This is a genomic window from Streptomyces sp. NPDC005202 (assembly GCF_040608235.1).
Classification (GTDB): domain Bacteria; phylum Actinomycetota; class Actinomycetes; order Streptomycetales; family Streptomycetaceae; genus Streptomyces.
Genome location: NZ_JBEXHW010000031.1, coordinates 16,713 through 35,332 on the forward strand (window position 1 = coordinate 16,713; position 18,620 = coordinate 35,332).

At 71.2% G+C, this 18,620-nt stretch carries 16 protein-coding genes and 2 pseudogenes; 7 read left to right on the forward strand and 11 right to left on the reverse strand.

Annotated elements, in window-relative coordinates; all coding sequences use genetic code 11:
* Positions 1 to 197: 197 nt before the first annotated feature.
* Entirely contained in the window at positions 198 to 677 is a 480-nt protein-coding gene (locus ABZV31_RS30660) for a DUF3093 domain-containing protein (protein WP_355900127.1), read from the forward strand.
* 36 nt (positions 678 to 713) lie between these two features.
* Here the strand turns inward: ABZV31_RS30660 and ABZV31_RS30665 are convergent, their stop codons facing one another.
* From ABZV31_RS30665 to ABZV31_RS30680, 4 genes are all read right to left on the reverse strand, one after another.
* Complete coding sequence (locus tag ABZV31_RS30665; RefSeq protein WP_355900128.1) at positions 714 to 1,649, reverse strand: hypothetical protein; 936 nt, start codon at positions 1,647 to 1,649, stop codon at positions 714 to 716.
* Positions 1,650 to 1,662: 13 nt separating this feature from the next.
* Entirely contained in the window at positions 1,663 to 1,959 is a 297-nt protein-coding gene (locus ABZV31_RS30670) for a DUF4193 domain-containing protein (protein WP_355900129.1), read from the reverse strand.
* 393 nt (positions 1,960 to 2,352) lie between these two features.
* On the reverse strand, positions 2,353 to 3,585 hold the full coding sequence (locus tag ABZV31_RS30675; RefSeq protein WP_355900131.1) for a HAMP domain-containing sensor histidine kinase: 1,233 nt from the start codon (positions 3,583 to 3,585) through the stop codon (positions 2,353 to 2,355).
* 6 nt (positions 3,586 to 3,591) lie between these two features.
* Complete coding sequence (locus ABZV31_RS30680) at positions 3,592 to 4,245, reverse strand: response regulator transcription factor (protein ID WP_007385219.1); 654 nt, start codon at positions 4,243 to 4,245, stop codon at positions 3,592 to 3,594.
* A 426-nt stretch (positions 4,246 to 4,671) separates the two neighbouring features.
* Between ABZV31_RS30680 and ABZV31_RS30685 the strand changes: the two genes are divergently transcribed.
* Positions 4,672 to 4,845, forward strand: a complete 174-nt coding sequence (locus ABZV31_RS30685) for a hypothetical protein (protein WP_355900133.1) — start codon at positions 4,672 to 4,674, stop codon at positions 4,843 to 4,845.
* Between the two features lie 196 nt (positions 4,846 to 5,041).
* Here ABZV31_RS30685 and ABZV31_RS30690 read toward each other — a convergent pair whose 3' ends face one another.
* Both ABZV31_RS30690 and ABZV31_RS30695 read right to left on the reverse strand, forming a co-directional pair.
* The gene (locus tag ABZV31_RS30690; RefSeq protein WP_355900135.1) at positions 5,042 to 5,869 is read right to left on the reverse strand and encodes an inositol monophosphatase family protein; all 828 of its coding nucleotides are present in this window, start codon (positions 5,867 to 5,869) and stop codon (positions 5,042 to 5,044) included.
* Between the two features lie 8 nt (positions 5,870 to 5,877).
* On the reverse strand, positions 5,878 to 7,005 hold the full coding sequence (locus tag ABZV31_RS30695) for a ferrochelatase (protein WP_355900137.1): 1,128 nt from the start codon (positions 7,003 to 7,005) through the stop codon (positions 5,878 to 5,880).
* A 212-nt stretch (positions 7,006 to 7,217) separates the two neighbouring features.
* On the opposite strand from ABZV31_RS30695, the pseudogene ABZV31_RS30700 reads away from it, so the two are divergent.
* Together ABZV31_RS30700 and ABZV31_RS30705 are read left to right on the forward strand one after the other, a co-directional pair.
* Positions 7,218 to 8,455 (forward strand): annotated as a pseudogene (locus ABZV31_RS30700) (MFS transporter).
* Positions 8,415 to 9,734, forward strand: a complete 1,320-nt coding sequence (locus tag ABZV31_RS30705; RefSeq protein WP_355900139.1) for a D-arabinono-1,4-lactone oxidase — start codon at positions 8,415 to 8,417, stop codon at positions 9,732 to 9,734. The pseudogene ABZV31_RS30700 and the gene ABZV31_RS30705 overlap by 41 nt, the downstream one beginning before the upstream one ends.
* Here ABZV31_RS30705 and ABZV31_RS30710 read toward each other — a convergent pair.
* A complete protein-coding gene (locus ABZV31_RS30710; protein WP_355900141.1) occupies positions 9,658 to 10,434 on the reverse strand; it encodes a hypothetical protein in 777 nt (258 codons plus the stop codon). The two genes, ABZV31_RS30705 and ABZV31_RS30710, sit on opposite strands and share 77 nt — an antisense overlap.
* Positions 10,435 to 10,952: 518 nt before the next feature.
* Between ABZV31_RS30710 and sepH the strand changes: the two genes are divergently transcribed.
* Positions 10,953 to 11,972, forward strand: a complete 1,020-nt coding sequence (gene sepH / locus ABZV31_RS30715) for a septation protein SepH (protein ID WP_355900143.1) — start codon at positions 10,953 to 10,955, stop codon at positions 11,970 to 11,972.
* Positions 11,973 to 12,427: 455 nt separating this feature from the next.
* On the opposite strand, the gene ABZV31_RS30720 is transcribed toward sepH, so the two are convergent.
* Positions 12,428 to 13,279: a sulfurtransferase gene (locus ABZV31_RS30720; RefSeq protein ID WP_355900145.1), complete on the reverse strand. Its 852-nt coding sequence runs from the start codon at positions 13,277 to 13,279 to the stop codon at positions 12,428 to 12,430.
* Positions 13,280 to 13,572: 293 nt separating this feature from the next.
* Here ABZV31_RS30720 and ABZV31_RS30725 point away from each other — a divergent pair, with 293 nt between their 5' ends.
* Positions 13,573 to 14,376, forward strand: coding sequence for a VOC family protein (locus ABZV31_RS30725; RefSeq protein WP_355900147.1), 804 nt, complete (start codon positions 13,573 to 13,575; stop codon positions 14,374 to 14,376).
* A gap of 13 nt (positions 14,377 to 14,389) precedes the next feature.
* Here ABZV31_RS30725 and ABZV31_RS30730 read toward each other — a convergent pair whose 3' ends face one another.
* The 3 genes from ABZV31_RS30730 to ABZV31_RS30740 all read right to left on the reverse strand — a co-directional run bounded on the left by ABZV31_RS30730 (position 14,390) and on the right by ABZV31_RS30740 (position 16,892).
* Positions 14,390 to 15,040, reverse strand: a complete 651-nt coding sequence (locus ABZV31_RS30730; protein WP_355900149.1) for a thymidine kinase — start codon at positions 15,038 to 15,040, stop codon at positions 14,390 to 14,392.
* Between the two features lie 65 nt (positions 15,041 to 15,105).
* On the reverse strand, positions 15,106 to 16,296 hold the full coding sequence (locus ABZV31_RS30735) for a nucleotide pyrophosphatase/phosphodiesterase family protein (protein ID WP_355900151.1): 1,191 nt from the start codon (positions 16,294 to 16,296) through the stop codon (positions 15,106 to 15,108).
* A complete protein-coding gene (locus ABZV31_RS30740) occupies positions 16,296 to 16,892 on the reverse strand; it encodes a DUF5998 family protein (RefSeq protein WP_355900153.1) in 597 nt (198 codons plus the stop codon). The genes ABZV31_RS30735 and ABZV31_RS30740 overlap by 1 nt, the downstream gene beginning before the upstream one ends.
* 459 nt (positions 16,893 to 17,351) lie before the next feature.
* Here ABZV31_RS30740 and ABZV31_RS30745 point away from each other — a divergent pair.
* Positions 17,352 to 18,580 (forward strand): annotated as a pseudogene (locus ABZV31_RS30745) (IS110 family transposase).
* The last annotated feature ends 40 nt before the right edge of the window (positions 18,581 to 18,620 follow it).

Here is an 18,620-nt window from a genome sequence, read left to right on the forward strand (position 1 = left end):
CCGTCACCCACCACCGCCCCACCTCACAGCGCCACGCGCCGACACCCTGATCCGCCCGTCACCCACCACCGCCCCACCTCACAGCGCCACGCGCCGACACCCTGATCCGCCCGTCACCCACCACCGCCCCACCTCACAGCGCCACGCGCCGGCGCCCTCCTTGCGGAACCCTCCGAACACCGTGCCAAGCTTGGCTCATGCAGCTCTCCGCCCCGCCGTACGAAGAACGTCTCACCGCGCCCCGCTCCTGGTGGCTGATCAGCTTCCTGATCGGTGTCTCGTTCGCCCTGATCCTGCTCCCCTTCGGCACCCTGCCGATGCTCGGCGGCCTGGTCGGCGGCACCGCGGCCGCGGCGGTCGTCGCGAGTTCGTACGGCTCGGTCCGCATCCGTGTCGTGGGCGGGTTCCTGATCGCGGGCGAGGCGAAGATTCCCGTCACGGCCCTCGGTGAGGCGGAGGTCCTGGACGCGCAGGAGGCGCGCGCCTGGCGCACCTACAAGGCCGACACCCGTGCCTTCCTCCTGCTGCGCGCCTACATCCCCACGGCCCTGCGCGTGGAGGTCACCGACCCGGACGACCCGACGCCGTACCTGTACCTGTCCACGCGGGATCCGGAAGGCCTGGCCAAGGCCCTGAAGGCGGCGCGGGCGGCTGCGGCTCCCGGGGCTGCGGCGTAGGCCCCGCACGGGTGACCTCGCGCCGGAGACGTGTCGTCAGAACCCGAGTTCCTTGGGGATGTCCCCCATCGCCAACGGATCCGCGGGGGACTCCAGGGGCGGCACAGCCGCCAGCGCGTCCCACGGAACCTGGATCTTGCGCAGATCCGCGCGGATACGGGCCGCGAGCCTCTTGGTGTCGCGCCGGTTCATGGCGGCGCCGACGGCGGCCCCCACCATGAACGGCACCAGGTTCGGCAGATCCCGCACCATGCGCTTCATGATCTGCTGACGCAGCTCGCGCTTCATCCGGCCCCCCAGGGCCGCGTCGATCGTCGACGGCTTTGTCACGTCGATCCCGCGCTCCCCCGACCAGGAGGACAGATACGCGGCACTGCGGACCTTCAGATTTCCGGGCGGCCGCACCCCGTAGACCTCGTGGAGCTCGGCGATCAGCTTGAGCTCGATCGCCGCGACCCCAGTGATCTCCACGGCCAGCTCCGTCGGCATCGCGGGCGGAACCGGCAGCATCGCCGCCGCCCCGACCCCCGCTCCGACCGTGGAGGTCGCGTTCGCCGCGCCCGCCACCAGCTTGTCCGCGAGCTGTTCGGGCCCGAGGCCCGGGAACTGCCTGCGGAGCGCGGCGAGATCCCGTACAGGGATCCTCGGGGCGATCTCGATGATCCGGTCGGCGAGGTACGCCAGTCCCGCCCTGGCGCGGCTTCCGCCCCTACGGGCACCGTTCCTGGCCGCTTCCCTGGCCTTGCCCCGAATCTTCGCAGCCCGCCGCCGGGCGACGGGCGCGGGCCCTGCCGCCGGTACGACGGGGTCACCGCGCCCGGACAGCGTTCCGAGCGAGGCCGACCCCGTCGATCCTGTCGTACCGGATGAGCCTCGCTCGTCGTCACGCGCGCCGTGGGGGCCGTCGGACGGCCCCGAGTCCGCTCCTCTGCGGGGGAAGCGGCGCTTCCAAGGAGGGGTCGAGCCGGTCACGGCCGACCCGTCCTCAGTCGCAGTCGCGGCAGATCGGCTGACCGTTCTTCTCCCGGGCCAGCTGGCTGCGGTGGTGCACCAGGAAGCAGCTCATGCACGTGAACTCGTCCTGCTGCTTGGGCAGCACCCGGACGGCCAACTCCTCGTTGGAGAGGTCCGCGCCGGGCAGCTCCAGGCTCTCCGCGGCCTCGAACTCGTCGACGTCCACAGAGGAGGTCGACTTGTCGTTCCGCCGGGCCTTCAGCTCTTCAAGGCTGTCCGAGTCGACGTCGTCGTCGGTCTTGCGTGGAGTGTCGTAGTCGGTTGCCATGTCGCTCTCCCCCTCTGGGTGTCTGCGGTGTCTCCAGCGCACGTAACGCGTGAGAGGCCGGACTTGTGCCCGACCCGAGGCGGAGATTTTGCCTCACATCAAGGTCTGTTACTCAATCGACACCCAACCGGACTCCTCAAGAGTGATCGGCTTGGATGGCGATCGGGACCGTACACGGTCGGCATGTCGCGCTTCAAAGCGGTCTCACCGTGTACTTCCCGTGATCAGGACCCCTGAAAACTAGGATTTTCCGGGCTTTCCGGCCATCCTCATGATCACGGAGAGTAGATGGCCGGAAAAATGCCCATGTGATCGATCGCACACGAGAGGGCCCGTCCGTGCCCTGGAAAATTCAGCGCAAAGCGAACATCCCCGTGTGTCGGCGACATGATCTCAGATGGGCAGCGTGACCCGCATCACGAGCCCGCCCCCTTCGCGCGGCTGGGCCGAGATGTGCCCGCCGTGCGCCCGCGCGACGGAGCGGGCGATGGACAGCCCGAGGCCCACGCCCTTGTCGCTGCCCGTGCGCTCGGTGCGCAGCCGTCGGAAAGGCTCGAAGAGGTTGTCGATCTCGTACGCAGGTACGACCGGCCCCGTGTTGGTGACGACCAGGACCGCCTGGCCGTGCTGGACGTCGGTGGTGACCTCCACCCATCCCTCCTCGGGCACGTTGTACCGCACCGCGTTCTGCACCAGGTTCAGCGCGATCCGCTCCAGCAGCACACCATTGCCCTGGACGACCGCGGGTTTGCGCTCGCCGCGGATCTCGACGCCCTTCGCCTCGGCCTCGGCGTGCACCTGGTCGATGGCCTGCGAGGCGACCTCGGCGAGGTCCACCGGCTTGCGCTCGACGATCTGGTTGTCGCTGCGGGCGAGCAGCAGCAGGCCCTCGACGAGCTGCTCGCTGCGCTCGTTGGTGGCCAGCAGCGTCTTGCCGAGCTGTTGCAGTTCCACGGGCGCGTTCGGATCGGACAGGTGCACCTCGAGGAGCGTGCGGTTGATCGCGAGCGGGGTGCGCAGCTCGTGGGAGGCGTTGCCGACGAAGCGCTGCTGGGCCGTGAAGGCCCGCTGCAGCCGCTCCAGCATGTCGTCGAAGGTGTCCGCGAGCTCCTTCAGCTCGTCGTCCGGGCCGTCCAGCTCGATCCGGCGGGACAGGTCCGAGCCGGCCACCGCGCGGGCGGTGCGGGTGATCCGGCCCAGCGGGGACAGCACGCGGCCGGCCATGGCGTAGCCGAAGGCGAAGGCGATCACAGCGAGGCCGAGCAGGGCCAGCAGCGAGCGGCTGAGCAGGCTGTCCAGGGCGTGCTGGCGCTGCTCGTTCACGCACTCGTTCATCGCGTGGTTGAGCTGCGTCGCGGTCGTCTGGGTCGGGAAGTTGCAGGTGTCGCTGGTGACCTGGCCGGAGATGATCTTGAAGGGCAGTTCGCTGCCCACGTTCAGCGCGTTCGCGGCGAGCAGGTAGATGATCGACAGCAGCAGGATGCCGGCGATCAGGAACATGCCGCCGTACAACAGCGTGAGCCGTATCCGGATGGTCGGGCGCAGCCACGGGAAGGGCGGCTCCGGCCTTCTGGGGTCCCAGGTGGGTTTCGGGGGCGCCTGAGGGGGCGCGGGCGTCGCGGCCACGGCGGATCAGATCCGGTAGCCGGAGCCGGGCACGGTGACGATCACTGGGGGCTCGCCCAGCTTGCGGCGCAGGGTCATCACGGTGACGCGCACGACGTTGGTGAACGGGTCGGTGTTCTCGTCCCAGGCCTTCTCCAGGAGCTGCTCCGCCGAGACGACCGCGCCCTCGCTGCGCATGAGGACCTCCAGGACGGCGAACTCCTTCGGCGCGAGCTGGACCTCCTTGCCGTCGCGGAAGACCTCGCGGCGGTTCGGGTCGAGCTTGATGCCGGCGCGCTCCAGGACGGGCGGCAGGGGCACGCTGGTGCGCCGCCCGAGGGCACGCACGCGTGCCGTCAGCTCGCTGAACGCGAAGGGCTTGGGGAGATAGTCGTCGGCGCCGATCTCCAGGCCCTCGACACGGTCGCTGACGTCGCCGGACGCGGTGAGCATCAGCACGCGCGTGGGCATGCCGAGCTCGACGATCTTGCGGCAGACGTCGTCGCCGTGCACGAGCGGGAGGTCGCGGTCGAGGACCACCACGTCGTAGTCGTTGACGCCGATGCGCTCCAGGGCGGCCGCACCGTCGTACACGACGTCGACGGCCATGGCCTCCCGGCGCAGTCCGGTGGCCACCGCATCGGCGAGCAGTTGCTCGTCCTCGACGACGAGTACGCGCACGTCGCTTGTCCTTCCTGTGTCCACCCGCGTAGCGCCGCTCGGGCACGCGCGGGCAGGGGTCTTCATGGGTGTGTGCCTCCATCCTGCCCTTTTCGGCCATAAGTCGGCTGTAAGCCGGGGAAGCGGCGGCTGAGGGAGGGGTGAGAGACGGCTGAAGGGTCCAGGAATGCCGAACTTTCTCGCACAGTTGAGGTTTCCGTGGGAGGGAGCCGGGGGAGGACGGCTTTACACCCCGCGATCACGCTCTGCATGTGCCGCACCACCATGCGGTACACCGCGATCCGCTCGCCGCAGAGTGGGTGTGGGTGTCCGGCGCCGTCGCTGCCCAGCTGGGCAGCGCTGGGCACCTACTGGAGACGTGATCGCCCCTTCCGAACGGCACACCCCCGTGCCACCGACCCACGACCCAGGACGAGGGGGCGCAGCATGGACGCATTCACCGCAGGACTTCTGCAGCGCATAAGGGCGACCGAGTCCGATCTGACGCGGGCTCGTGACGAGGGCGACGACTTCCTCGTCGAGGTGGAGCTGGCCGAACTCGACGACCTGCGCCGCCTCGCCGCCGAACACGGTGTGGAGGTCGGCGTGTCCGGCGTCTGATCGGCTCGTACGCAGCGGGGCCCCGGCGAATCCAGCGCCGGGGCCCCGCTGCGTCGCCGTGGAGCCGCGTTCACCTCGTGTTGTGCAACGCCGTCAGCCGTCGCACGACGTCCGGGACGTGCCGTCGGCGTCGTACGACCGTCCAGGACGTGCTGTCGGCCGCTCTACGGCGTCCCGGGCACAACGGGCACAACCCTCAGTCGTGCCAGGCCCCGAAGTCCTCCAGGAGGCGCTGGAGGGGCTCGAAGACCCCCGGGCTCCCCGCGACCGTCAGGTCGCGCGACGGGCGCTGTCCGGGGCGTCCGCCGGTCAGGGCGCCCGCTTCCCGGGCGATGAGGTCGCCCGCGGCGAAGTCCCAGGCGTTCAGGCCCCGCTCGTAGTAGCCGTCGAGACGGCCGGCCGCCACGTCGCACAGGTCGACCGCGGCCGAGCCGCTGCGCCGGATGTCCCGCAGGAGCGGGATCAGCCGGCGGGCGACGTCGGCCTGGTGGGTGCGGACCTCGGCGACGTAGTTGAAGCCGGTGGACACCAGCGCCTGGTCCAGGGTCGGCGCGGGGCGGCAGGCCAGCCGCCGCTCGTCCTCCCACGCACCCGTGGCCCACGCGCCGCCGCCGCGCACCGCGTAGTACGTCTCGCCCCGCATCGGGGCGGCGACGACCCCTACGACGGTCTCGCCGTCCTGCTCGGCCGCGATGGAGACGGCCCAGGTCGGCAGCCCGTACAGGTAGTTCACCGTGCCGTCGAGCGGGTCGATGACCCAGCGGATCCCGCTCGTGCCCTCGGTGGAGGCGCCCTCCTCGCCGAGGAAGCCGTCGTGGGGGCGGTGGTCCGCGATCAGGTCGGTGATCAGCTTCTCCGCCGCGATGTCCATCTCGGTGACGACGTCGATCGGGCTCGACTTGGTCGCGGCGACCGCGAGGTCGGCCGGGCGGCCGTCCCGCAGCAGCTCGCCCGCGCGACGGGCGGCCTGACGGGCGAGCTCGAGCAGTTCCGTGTGCAGAGGGTCGTGAAGGGAGTGGGTCACGGGGCTCCTCACGCGTAGGGGCTGTCGGCGCCCGCGGCGGCGGGACGGGGCGCGCGGGCCGGGCAGCAGCCCACCGGGCAGACGTTGTGGCTCGCGCCGAGGGCGCCCAGGGCGCACGGCGTGACCTCCTGCCCGCGCTCGACGGCGGCGCGCTCCAGGATCAGGTCGCGGATCGCGGCGGCGAACCGCGGGTCGGCGCCGACGGTGGCCGAGCGGCGCACCGGCAGGCCGAGTTCCTCGGCCTTGGCCTTTGCCTCCGTGTCGAGGTCGTAGAGGACCTCCATGTGGTCGGAGACGAAGCCGATGGGGGCCATCACGACGGCCGGGACCCCGGCCGCGTGCCGCTCCTGAAGGTGGTCGCAGATGTCGGGCTCCAGCCACGGGATGTGCGGGGCGCCGGAGCGCGACTGGTAGACGAGCTGCCAGGGGTGGTCGACGCCGGTGCGCTCGCGGACGGCCTCGGCGATCAGCCGCGCCACGTCCAGGTGCTGCCTGACGTACGCCCCGCCGTCGCCGTGGTCCTCGACCGGGCCGGAGGTGTCCGCGGCGGAGCTGGGGATCGAGTGGGTCGTGAAGGCGATGTGCGCGCCGTCGCGGACGTCCTCGGGAAGATCGGCGAGGGACTCGATCACCCCGTCGATCATGGGCTCGATGAAGCCGGGGTGGTTGAAGTAGTGCCGCAGCTTGTCGATCTTCGGCAGGTCCAGGCCCTCGTCCTGAAGCGCCGCGAGCGAGTCGGCGAGGTTCTCGCGGTACTGACGACAGCCCGAGTACGAGGCGTAGGCGCTGGTGGCCAGGACCAGGATGCGGCGACGGCCGTCGCGGACCATCTCGCGCAGGGTGTCCGTCAGATACGGCGCCCAGTTGCGGTTGCCCCAGTAGATCGGCAGGTCCAGGCCGTGGTCCGCGAAGTCCTTGCGGAGGGCGTCCAGCAGGGCGCGGTTCTGGTCGTTGATCGGGCTGACCCCACCGAACAGGAAGTAGTGCTGTCCGACCTCCTTCAGGCGTTCCTTGGGGATGCCGCGCCCGCGCGTCACGTTCTCCAGGAACGGGACCACGTCGTCCGGCCCCTCGGGGCCGCCGAACGAGAGCAGGAGCAGGGCGTCATAGGGGGTGGCATCGAGCACGTCTGGCATGCCTCGATCCTGCCACCCGGCACTGACAGCCAGGAAACAGCGGGGTGACGAGCCCGGTCCCCACGCGTTTTTCCGGTGCGTCGCGGCGACCGCAATTGTAAGCTGTATCAGCCAGCTTTGCGCCTTACGAGCGCCTTGATTCCCTACGAGCCGCCTTCGTTCCCGCGAGCCGATCCGACGTGCCCGCGTGACCGGACCCACCGGAGAGCCCCGTGCCCAGCCCCTACCGCGCCCTGTTCGCCGCCCCCGGCTCCAAGGGCTTCTCCGCCGCGGGGTTCCTCGGCCGGATGCCGCTGTCGATGATGGGCATCGGCGTGGTCACGATGATCTCCCAGCTCACCGGGCGCTACGGGCTGGCGGGCTCACTGTCGGCCACCATCGCGCTGGCCGCCGCGGTGATCGGACCGCAGATCTCGCGGCTGGTGGACCGGCACGGACAGCGCAGGGTGCTGCGTCCCGCGACGCTCGTCGCCCTGACCGCGGCGGCGGGGCTGCTGCTCACCGCGCACTTCGGGTGGCCGGACTGGCTGCTGTTCGGCTGTGCCGCCGGGATCGGCTCCGTGCCGAGCCTGGGTGCGATGGTCCGCGCGCGCTGGGCGGCCCTGTACCGGGGCACCCCGCAGCTGCACACCGCGTACTCGTTCGAGTCCGTGGTGGACGAGGTCTGCTTCATCTTCGGGCCGATCATCTCCATCGGCCTGTCGACGGCCTGGTTTCCGGAGGCGGGCCGCTGCTGGCCGCCTGCTTCCTGGCCGTCGGCGTCTTCTGGCTGACCGCGCAGCGCGCCACCGAGCCCGAGCCGCACCCGCGCAAGCACCGCGGCGGCGGTACGGCCCTGCGCTCGCGCGGCCTGCGGGTGCTGGTGGCCACCTTCGTGGCGACCGGAGCGATCTTCGGCGCGGTCGACGTGGTCACCGTGGCCTTCGCCGACGAGCGGGGTCACAAGGGAGCCGCGAGCGTCGTGCTCGCCCTGTACGCGGCGGGCTCCTGTGTGGCGGGCGTCGTGTTCGGGCTGCTGCGCCCGAGCGGAGCGCCCGCCCGCCGCTGGCTGCTGGGCATATGCGCGATGGCCATGAGTATGATCCCCCTCCTACTGGTCGGAAACTTGCCGTTTCTGGCCGTGGCGCTCTTCGTTGCGGGTCTGTCCGTCGCTCCCACGATGATCACGACGATGTCCCTCGTCGAAGAGCACGTACCACGCGCGCACCTGACCGAGGGCATGACCTGGGTGAGCACCGGGCTCGCGGTCGGGGTGGCGCTCGGCTCCTCCGTGGGCGGCTGGGTGATCGACACGGCCGGTGCGCGGGCGGGGTACGGGGTTCCGGCGGTGTCCGGGGCCGTCGCGGTCGCGGTCGGTTTCCTCGGGTACCGCCGGCTCAGCAGGCCGGCTCCGGGTCGGGGAGGCTCCGTTGAGCAGCACAACGAGCGCGAAGAACGGCACGTGGCGTAACTGGGGTGGCAACGTCGGCGCTCGTCCCGCGCGGGAGGTCACGCCCGCCTCGGTCGAGGAGCTGGCCGCGGCCGTGCGGAAGGCCGCCGAGGACGGCCTGAAGGTGAAGGCCGTCGGCACCGGGCACTCCTTCACGGCCATCGCGGCCACGGACGGCGTATTGATCCGCCCTCAACTCTTGACGGGCATCCGCAAGATTGATCGCGATGCCATGACGGTCACGGTCGAGGCGGGCACCCCGCTCAAGAGGCTCAACGTGGCCCTCGCGCGCGAAGGGCTCTCGCTCACCAACATGGGCGACATCATGGAGCAGACGGTGTCCGGGGCGACCAGCACCGGCACGCACGGCACGGGCCGGGAGTCGGCTTCGATAGCCGCCCAGATCAGGGGCCTGGAGCTGGTCACGGCGGACGGTTCGGTGCTCACCTGCTCCGAGAAGGAGAACCCGGAGGTCTTCGCGGCGGCCCGCATCGGTCTGGGTGCCCTGGGGATCGTCACGGCGATCACCTTCGCCGTGGAGCCGATCTTCCTGCTCACGGCCCGCGAAGAGCCGATGCCTTTCGACCGGGTGCTCGCGGAGTTCGACCAACTCTGGGCCGAGAACGAGCACTTCGAGTTCTACTGGTTCCCGCACACCGGCAACACCAACACCAAGCGCAACAACCGCAGCGCCGGGCCGGAGAAGCCGGTGGGGCAGCTGGCCGGCTGGTTCGAGGACGAGTTCCTCTCCAACGGCGTCTTCCAGGTGGCCAACTGGGTCGGCCGCGCGGTGCCCGCCACCATCCCGGCGATCGCACGGATCTCCAGCAAGGCACTGTCCGCGCGGACGTACACCGACATCCCGTACAAGGTCTTCACCTCGCCGCGCCGGGTGCGCTTCGTGGAGATGGAGTACGCCGTCCCGCGCGAGGCCCTGGCCGACACCCTGCGCGAGCTCAAGGCGATGGTCGACCGCTCGGACCTCAAAGTGAGCTTCCCGGTGGAGGTGCGCACCGCGCCGGCCGACGACATCACCCTGTCCACGGCCTCGGGTCGAAACAGCGCCTACGTCGCCGTCCACATGTTCAGGGGCACCCCCTATCAGCGGTACTTCACCGCCGCCGAGCGCATCTTCACCGCGCACGAGGGACGGCCGCACTGGGGGAAGATGCACACGCGTGACGCGGAGTACCTCTCCGGCGTCTACCCGCGCTTCGGCGAGTTCACTGCGCTGCGGGAGCGCCTGGATCCGGAACGGCGCTTCCAGAACCACTACTTGCGGAGGGTGCTGGGGGCGTAGCGGACGCGCCGGATGCCGGGGGCGGGGTAGCGGTGCCGGCCGGGCTCCCGGTCCCTGCGCTCCCGGTCCCCGTGCTCCGGGTGGCATCGGGCATCGGCGTCGGGCTCGATGCCGTACCCCTGTCCGGGCTGTCCGAGGCGGCTCCGCTCGTGGGCATCCGACCATCGGTCGTCGGCGGAGACGTCTGCGAAATCGAGGAAGCGGGCGCCTGGTCACCGGAGTTCGAGGAAGACGTGCGGTGACCGGTGACGGCGTTGCCGACCGTGGTGCCGTTGCCGCCGGCGAAGCTGCTGCCGGACAGCAGTTCCCAGGCGGTGATTCCGGCCATCGTGACCCCGAAGACGAGGACGGCCGCGAGCACCGGCCGCTTCCAGTTCTTGACGCGGGCGCGGTAGACGGTGCCCTCCGTGAACTCGCCCGGGGCTGCCGGCGTCTGCCGCCCGGGGCCGACGGCCACGGCGGCCTTGGACGCAACGGCCACTTCGCGGATCTGCTCGGCGGTGCGCCGGAAGAAGTGCTGGAAGACCGGGCCTCCGCAGGTGGCGATGACGCTGACGACGCCGGCCCCGAGGATCGTCCCGTAGACGCCGAAGTACGAGGCGAGTTTCGCGGCCACCACCGCCGCCAAGGCGCTGCCCGCCACTTGAGGCACGCTCAAATCGAGCCGCTTCTCCTTCTTCTCCTCCCCGGCGCTCGGCATGCCACCACTTTCGGGCCTTGCACGCATCCCCGGATCTTGCCTTCCTTTCCCGTACCTGACCGAACCTTTCGGTACTTGATCGACCGATTGCACGAGAAGGAGACGTACGAACGAAACCGTTAGTTCCATTTCTATCGATTACGTGAAGTACGCCACGTACATGATCGATAAAACCGGTCAGGGGCGGCCAAGTCCCGCCCCTTGCCAGAAGTTGGGCGGCGCGCCAATCCACGCACGTGGTCCAAATGGAGTACTGTTGCGAGCCCTGGGTCCGGTCTCCCGCCAGGGCGTCCGGGGCCTTGCTGGACTGCCAGGAGGGGGGCTAGTTGCACAGGGTGACGGAGTTGGTCACTTAGCGTTGCGAATAGGTAACCGCGCCATAACGGCGAACCAGGGCCCGTGCCCGACACGCCGGGCAACTCGGCAAGGTTGTGGCAGGCTGCACCCGGGCAGGCCACACTCGACTAGCGGAAGCAGCGACGCACGTGACGTCGGCAGGCACCACCCGGGAGGTCCCCATGCCCGAACTGCGTGTCGTGGCCGTCTCCAATGACGGCACACGGCTGGTGCTGAAGGCTGCGGACAGCACGGAGTACACGCTTCCGATCGACGAACGGCTCCGCGCCGCCGTGCGCGGCGACCGTCCCCGCCTCGGCCAGATCGAGATCGAGGTGGAGAGCCATCTCCGCCCCCGCGACATCCAGGCGCGGATACGTGCGGGCGCGACCGCGGAAGAGGTCGCCCAGCTCGCCGGCATCCCCGTCGACCGGGTACGGCGCTTCGAGGGCCCCGTCCTGGCCGAGCGTGCCTTCATGGCCGAGCGGGCCCGGAAGACCCCGGTCCGCCGGCCCGGCGAGAACTCCGGCCCGCTGCTCGGCGAGGCCGTCCAGGAGCGACTGCTGCTGCGTGGCGCCGAGAAGGACACCGCCCAGTGGGACTCCTGGCGCCGCGACGACGGCACGTGGGAGGTCCTGCTGGTGTACCGGGTCGCGGGCGAACCGCACTCGGCGAGCTGGACGTACGACCCGCCGCGGCGCCTGGTCCAGGCCGTCGACGACGAGGCGCGCGCCCTCATCGGCGAGTCCGACGACCTCGGAACACCGGAGCCGAGCTTTCCGTTCGTGCCGCGCATCGCCCGTCTGCCGCGGGACCGTTCCTTCGACCGGGATCGGCCGAGCCTGCCGGCGCAGGTGCCCGAGCCGGCCGAGGAGAGCACGGGCGAGCGGGACTCGCTGACCAGCCTGCTGGAGGCGGTGCCGAGCTTCCGGGGCGACATGGTGGTGCCCGAGCGCACGCCGGAGACCGCGGAGGAGCCCGCCACGGAACCGGCGGCGGAGGAGCCTCCGGCCCCTGCGGCGTCGGCCGGTTCTGCCTACGCGGACGTCCTCATGCCCCGCTCCGTCGGCAGCCACCGCGACCGCCTCATCGGCGCGACCGACCGCCAGGCCGAGGCGGACGGCGTCCGCCCCGGCCGCCGGGCCGCAGTCCCGAGCTGGGACGAGATCGTGTTCGGGACGCGCCGGAAGAAGCAGGAGTAGCAACGACCGTACGAGGAAGAAGGCCGCGCCCACTTGGGTGCGGCCCTCTTCTCGTGCGAGGACAACAACAGGTCGCCTGCCGCGCGAACGGTGGTCACGACCCTACGAGGAAGCCGCGCCGACTTGAGGGAGGCCCTCCCCGCGCAGGGACGACAACCGGGCGCCGCCCGCGGATCCGTGGCCACGGCCGTACCAGGACCGGAAGCAAGCCGCACCCACTTGAGGGAGGCCCTCCCCGCGCAGGGACGACAACCGGGCGCCTCCCACGGATCCGTGGCCACGGCCGTACCAGGACCGGAAGCAAGCCGCACCCACTTGAGGGCGGCCCTCCCCGCGCAGGGACGACAACCGGGCGCCGCCCGCGGATCCGTGGCCACGGCCGTACCAGGACCGGAAGCAGGCCGCACCCACTTGGGGGGCGGCCCTCTCTCCGTGTGGGGACGGCGACCGGGTGGCTACTGCGGATCCGGTCCCACGGCCACCGGCCGCGACGGGTCCGACGACCACTCCGACCACGACCCGACGTACAGCGCCGCCGGGATCCCCGCGACCGCCAGCGCCAGCACCTCGTGCGCCGCGGAGACGCCCGAGCCGCAGTAGACGCCGACGTCCCTGCCGTCGGCCGCACCCAGGGCCTTGAACCGCGCCTGGAGCTCCTCCGCGGGCAGGAACCGTCCGTCCGGTCCCACGTTCTCGGTCGTGGGCGCGGAAACCGCCCCCGGGATGTGGCCGCCCACCCGGTCGATCGGCTCCACCTCTCCCCGGTACCGCTCCCCCGCCCGCGCGTCGAACAGCACCCCCGACCGCGCCAACGCCGCCGCCCCGTCGGCGTCGAGCAGCGGCAGCGCCCCCGGCGCCGGGGAGAAGTCGCCCTCGGCGGGGTCGGGCACCGCCGTCTCCGACGGCCCCTCCCAGGCCGTCAGCCCCCCGTCCAGGACTCGCACGTCCGGGTGACCCGTCCAGCGCAGCAGCCACCACGCGCGGGCCGCCGCCCAGCCCTGCCCCCCGTCGTACACGACGACCGGCCGGCCGGACGAGACTCCCGCCCGTCGCATCGCAGCGCCGAATTCCCCCGTGTCGGGCAGCGGATGGCGGCCCTTCCCGCCCGGCGCCGAGGCCAGTTCCCGGTCCAGGTCGACGAAGACGGCGCCGGGAATGTGCCCGGCCTCGTACGCGGCCCGCCCGTCGAAGGGCGGTTCGCCGGCCGCCTTGGCCACGCTGAGCTGCCAGCGGACGTCGAGCAGCACCGGCGGGTTCGGCCCCGCGAGATCGCTCGCGAGTTCGGATGCGGAGATGATGGCGTTCATGGCCACCATCCTTGCGTACGGGGTGGCCGCATCGTCCAGGTCCGGCTACTCTGCTCCGCCGGACAGGTCCGATCACGAGGCGTACGGGATCGGCCACATGCTGTACAGCCGATCGACACCCGTCGGCCAGCGCACGGAAACGGTCAGGAAACCGCACACCGGGCATCCTCCGGACAGGGAACCGCCCCTGGGTGCGCCCGGAGCGCGCCGCACCACGGGTGGTACGAGATCGGCTCGGGGGTCGGAGAGCGGAAGCGAGGCGGCCACCGCGAGGGGCCGAGAAGAGAGTGACGATGACCGAGGCACCGGAGTCGGCCGGCGCGAACGGCGGGGCACACGCTCGGTACACGCCCGGCACACCATGCTGGGTGAGCCTGATGGTCCACGGGATGGCCGCAACCCAGGCCTTCTACGCAGAGCTCTTCGGCTGGGAGTTCCAGCCGGGCCCCCAGCAGCTCGGCCCCTATGCGCGGGCCCTGCTCGACGGCCGTGAGGTGGCGGGCATTGGCCAGTTGCCGCCGGACCGTCATCTGCCCATCGCCTGGACGCCCTATCTCGCCTCGCACGACGTGGATTTGACGGCCGAGACGGTACGGCTGTGCGGCGGCACGATCGGGGTCGGTCCCCTGGACGCGGCCGACGCCGGGCGCCTGGCGATCGGATCCGATCCGTCGGGCGCCGTCTTCGGCATCTGGCAGGCCGCGGCGCACCTCGGCTCCGGCATCGCCGGCGTGCCCGGCACCCCCGCCTGGAACGAGCTGCTGACCTTCGAGACGGCGAACGTCGCCAAGTTCTACAAGGCGCTGTTCGGTTACGAGGAGGAGCCGGTCAAGTCAGCCGACCTCGACTATGTGACCCTGCGCCTCGACGGCCGCCCGGTCGCCGGCATCCACGGCGTGGGCCACACCATGCCCCGCGACCGGGGTCCGCACTGGATGACGTACTTCGAGGTCGCCGACACGGACGACACACTCGAACGCCTCGTCGGCCTCGGAGGCCACGTCCTTCAACCGGCCCGCGACAGCGCCCACGGCCGCGTGGCCACGGTGGCGGACCCGGAGGGGGCCCGGTTCTCCCTGATCCAGAGCCCGCGTTGACTTCCGGCGTCGCTCAGGAGGACGACACCGGCAGGACGTCCGGTGACAGCGCCGCCGCGCGGGCCGTCGCGGCCGTCATACGGCGGCGGTGGTGCCGACGGCACAGCACCTCGTAGCCGACCTCGTCCGCGGACTGGTTGACGTCGCCGACGACCACCTGGGCGCCCTCGACCACCATGACCCCGCCCACCGTGCGGGCGTTGTGCGTGGCGCGGGCGCCGCACCAGCACAGGGCCTCGACCTGGAGCACCTCCACCCGGTCGGCCAGTTCGACCAGGCGCTGGGAGCCGGGGAACAGTTTGGAGCGGAAGTCGGTCGTGATCCCGAAGGCGTAGACGTCGATGTCCAGGTCGTCGACCACGCGCGCGAGTTGGTCGATCTGCTCCGGCGCGAGGAACTGCGCCTCGTCCGTGATCACGTAGTCGGCGCGGCCGCCCTGCGACAGGTGGTCGACGATGTACGCGTACAGGTCCATGTCGTCCTTGACCTCCACCGCGTTCGTGACCAGGCCGAGGCGCGAGGACAGCTTGCCCTCGCCCGCGCGGTCGTCACGCGTGAAGATCATGCCCACGAGCCCGCGCGCCGAGCGGTTGTGCTCGATCTGGAGAGCCAGTGTCGACTTCCCGCAGTCCATCGTTCCGGAGAAGAACACCAGCTCGGGCATGGTGAGTTGAGCACCTTTCGGTGAGTGTGAAGGAAGGGCGTGGCGTGGCGTGGCGTGGCGTGGCGTCAGGAGCGTACTTCGAGCAGGGGGACGAACTGCTCGGCAGGGGTCATCGAACCGTGGTTGGCGACCATCGCCGACTCCTTCGGCTCCCGCTGGGAGGCGATGAGCAGGACGTCGTCGCGGGCGGCCGCGACCACGTCGCCGATCCGCGCGTACACGCGGTCGTCGATCCGCGGCCCGAACCAGCCCGCAGCGATCGCCTCGTCCCGCGAGGCGACCCAGAACTGCTCGCCGAGCACCTCGCGCCAGCAGGTCAGCACGTCGTTCTCGGCGCCCGGCAGGGCGTACACGTGCCGCGCGCGTCCCTCGCCGCCCAGCAGGGCGACCCCGGCGCGCAGCTCCCAGTCCTCGTCGAAGTCGATACGGTGCTGCTCGTCGAACGGGATGTCGACCATGCCGTGGTCGGCGGTGACGTAGAGCGCGCTGCGCGGCGGCAGCTGCTCGGCCAGGCGCTGGACGAGCCGGTCGACGCACATGAGCTGGCCGCGCCAGGTGTCCGAGTCGACGCCGTAGCGGTGGCCGGCGCCGTCGAGCTCGGCGTAGTACGTGTACACCAGGGCGCGGTCGCCGACGGCGAGTTGCTCGGCCGCGAGGTCCATGCGGTCCTCGCCGGTCAGCCGCCCGAGGAACGTGCCGCCGCTGAGCGCGACCTTGGTCAGCGGGGTGTTCTCGAAGGTCGGGGACGACACCTGGGCGGCGTGCACACCCGCCTCGTGGGCGAGCTGGAAGACGGTGGGGTACGGCTGCCAGGCCCCCGGCTCGGTGTACGGCTGCCAGCGCAGCTGGTTCATCAGCTCGCCGGTGGCCGGATTGCGCACGGTGTAGCCGGGCAGTCCGTGGGCGCCGGGGGGCAGGCCGGTGCCGACGGAGGCGAGGGAGACCGCGGTGGTCGCCGGGTAACCGGCGGTGATCGGTCGGCCCGTGCCGCCGCGCGAGCTGCCGAGCAGCGAGGTCAGGAAGGGCGCGTCCTCCGGATGCGCCTTCAGCTGCTCCCAGCCGAGGCCGTCGATCAGGAAGACGCAGGCGCGGTCGGCGGGGGTCAGCTCCGGGATCGCGGCGGTCGTCCCCGGCACGCCCATGCCCGCGGCCAGCGTGGGCAGCAGGTCGGCGAGCGAGCCGGACCCGTACTCGGGGACGGGGGCGGTCTCGACGGCCAGGGGCTCCGGGTGGTCCCAGGCGGTGGGCTGCGCCATCAGCGGGCGAGGTCCGCGGTGGCCTCGGAGATGGCCTGCGCGAAGGCCAGGGCCTGGCGCACCGTCTCCGGGCCGTCCCCGGCCTCGCTGACGCGCAGGCTGAGGTCGTCCGCCGTCGAGTTGCCCGTGTAGCCGTGGTCCGCCTCGCAGTTGGGGTCGCCGCACGCGGCGGGCTCCAGGTCGATGCGGGAGACGGCGCCCCAGCCGATGGTCAGCACGACCTCGCGGGGCAGCGTGCCCGGGGTGTACTGCTCCGGGTTGGCGACCACGCGGCTGACGACCACCGACGAGATCCGGTCGAGCTTCACCGACTCGGTGGACGTCGTGGCGTACGGCGTCGGGGAGGTGCTGTCGGCCGCCTGCTCGTCGGTGTGGCTGACGATGAAGCGGTTGCCGGTGAGGACGAGCACGGTCACGTGCCGCCGCACCTCGTTCTGGTCGAACGTCGTCTCCTGGTGGACCAGGTACGACCGGATGGGCTCGCCGCCCACAGCGGCCTCCACCGCCTCGGCCACGAGAGCCGGGTAATAGCCACTGCGCTCGATCGCCGCACGCAGCCCCTGGGTCGTCGTACTGGTCTTGGCCATGCCGTCCATCCTAATCCCCGGGTAAGGCCGGTCCGGGACAGTCAAGAGCAACCCGGGCCGTTCGAACAGCAGGGCCGTCATGCCTTCGTCCATCCGGGCCCGCGGGCGGCGGGCGGTTCTGGTGATCGTGGTGCCAGTGTTGGCGCTCGTGGGCGCCGGGCGGATGCCCGAGTCTCCCCGGTCTGGAACCTGAGCGTAGAGCGGTGGTGCCCGGCGCCTCCGGGCGTCAACACCCGCCGCTAGATCACTCCGTTGGTGTTGGTGGTGCGAGCCCGCCACACGGTGACCTCTTGAAACACCCGAGCTGTCCGAGCTCCCGCACAGACCGAGGCCCGTGAGACGAGCTGGTGCCCCGAACGGCTCCTGAGGTGGCGGACCAGCCTCCGCGCTGAGTCCTGGGATGAGGTCGAGGCGCGGCCCGCATGCTTTCGTGACCAGCACAAACCCGCGCCAGGGGGAGGGAACAACTTGATCCACTGTGGTATCGACTGGGCGGAACCAACCCACGACGTCGCCCTGGTCGACGACACCGGCCACCTCGTGGCCAAGCGACACATCACCGATGACGCGGCCGGCTACAAGATCCTGCTGGATCTGCTCGCCGAGCACGGCGACAGCGAGGACAACCCGATCCCGGTAGCGATCGAGACCTCCCGTGGCCTGCTCGTGGCCGTGCCGCGCACGGGGAAGCGCAAGGTGTTCGCGATCAACCCGATGGCCGCAGCCCGCTACCGCGACCGGCACTCCGTCTCCCGCAAGAAGTCCGACCCCGGCGACGTCCTCGTGCCGGCCAACATCCTGCGCACCGACATGCACGCCCACCGCCCGCTGCCACAGGACAGCGACCTGGCCCGCGCCGTCGCCGTCCTCGCCCGGGCTCAGCAGGACGCCGTCCGGAACCGGCAGCAGATCGCCAACCAGCTGCGCTCCCTGCTGCGCGAGTACTACCCGGCCGCCCTGGCGGCCGTCGAGCCGTGGAAGGGGGGTCGGTGCCGTCCCGAGGCCCACAAGATCCTCCGGCCGGCTCCCACACCGACCCGGGCCGCGCGGCTGACCCGCACCCAGCTCCAGGCCGCGCTCAAACCTGCCGGCGCCAGCGCGGTATCGCGGCCGACGCCGACCGGCTCCGCGCGCCCTTCCGGGCCGACTGGGCTCACCAGCCGCCCCTGGTCGAAGACGCGCTCGGCAAGCAGATACTCGCCCTCCTGCTTCAGCTGGAGGCCGCTACCAAAGCCGCTGACGCCCTGGCCGAGGCGGTGGAAGAGGCGTTCCCTCAGCACCCGGACGCTGAGATCATCCTCAGTTTCCCCGGCCTCGGCGTCCAGCTCGGCGCCCGGGTGCTCGCCGAGATCGGCGACGACCGCAACCGCTTCAGCGACGCCCGCGGTCTGAAGGCCTACGCCGGTTCCTCGCCCGTCACCAGGGCTTCCGGCAAGAAGGCCAGCATCACCCGCCGCTGGGTGAAGAACGACCGGCTCAACCACGCCGGCTGTCTCCGGGCCTTCTCCGCGATCATCGCCTCGCCCGGTGCCAAGGCCCACTACCGACGCCGCCGCGACGAGCACGAAGACCGGCACGCCGCCGCCCAACGCAACCTCTTCAACCGCATGATCGGCCAGCTCTACCACTGCCTCCAGAACCGCAAGCTGTTCGACGAGCACACCGCCTTCCCCACCCAACACGCCGCCACAGCCTGACCAGTTAAGTGCCTGAGGTGTCTACGGGGGCGCACTGACT

Coding starts and splice junctions, on each gene's coding strand:
- ABZV31_RS30660 (WP_355900127.1), top strand. CDS start 198: ATGCAGCTCTCCGCCCCGCCGTACGAAGAACGTCTCACCGCGCCCCGC.
- ABZV31_RS30670 (WP_355900129.1), bottom strand. CDS start 1,959: ATGGCAACCGACTACGACACTCCACGCAAGACCGACGACGACGTCGAC.
- ABZV31_RS30685 (WP_355900133.1), top strand. CDS start 4,672: ATGGACGCATTCACCGCAGGACTTCTGCAGCGCATAAGGGCGACCGAG.
- ABZV31_RS30695 (WP_355900137.1), bottom strand. CDS start 7,005: ATGCCAGACGTGCTCGATGCCACCCCCTATGACGCCCTGCTCCTGCTC.
- ABZV31_RS30710 (WP_355900141.1), bottom strand. CDS start 10,434: ATGCCGAGCGCCGGGGAGGAGAAGAAGGAGAAGCGGCTCGATTTGAGC.
- sepH (WP_355900143.1), top strand. CDS start 10,953: ATGCCCGAACTGCGTGTCGTGGCCGTCTCCAATGACGGCACACGGCTG.
- ABZV31_RS30720 (WP_355900145.1), bottom strand. CDS start 13,279: ATGAACGCCATCATCTCCGCATCCGAACTCGCGAGCGATCTCGCGGGG.
- ABZV31_RS30725 (WP_355900147.1), top strand. CDS start 13,573: ATGACCGAGGCACCGGAGTCGGCCGGCGCGAACGGCGGGGCACACGCT.
- ABZV31_RS30730 (WP_355900149.1), bottom strand. CDS start 15,040: ATGCCCGAGCTGGTGTTCTTCTCCGGAACGATGGACTGCGGGAAGTCG.
- ABZV31_RS30735 (WP_355900151.1), bottom strand. CDS start 16,296: ATGGCGCAGCCCACCGCCTGGGACCACCCGGAGCCCCTGGCCGTCGAG.
- ABZV31_RS30740 (WP_355900153.1), bottom strand. CDS start 16,892: ATGGACGGCATGGCCAAGACCAGTACGACGACCCAGGGGCTGCGTGCG.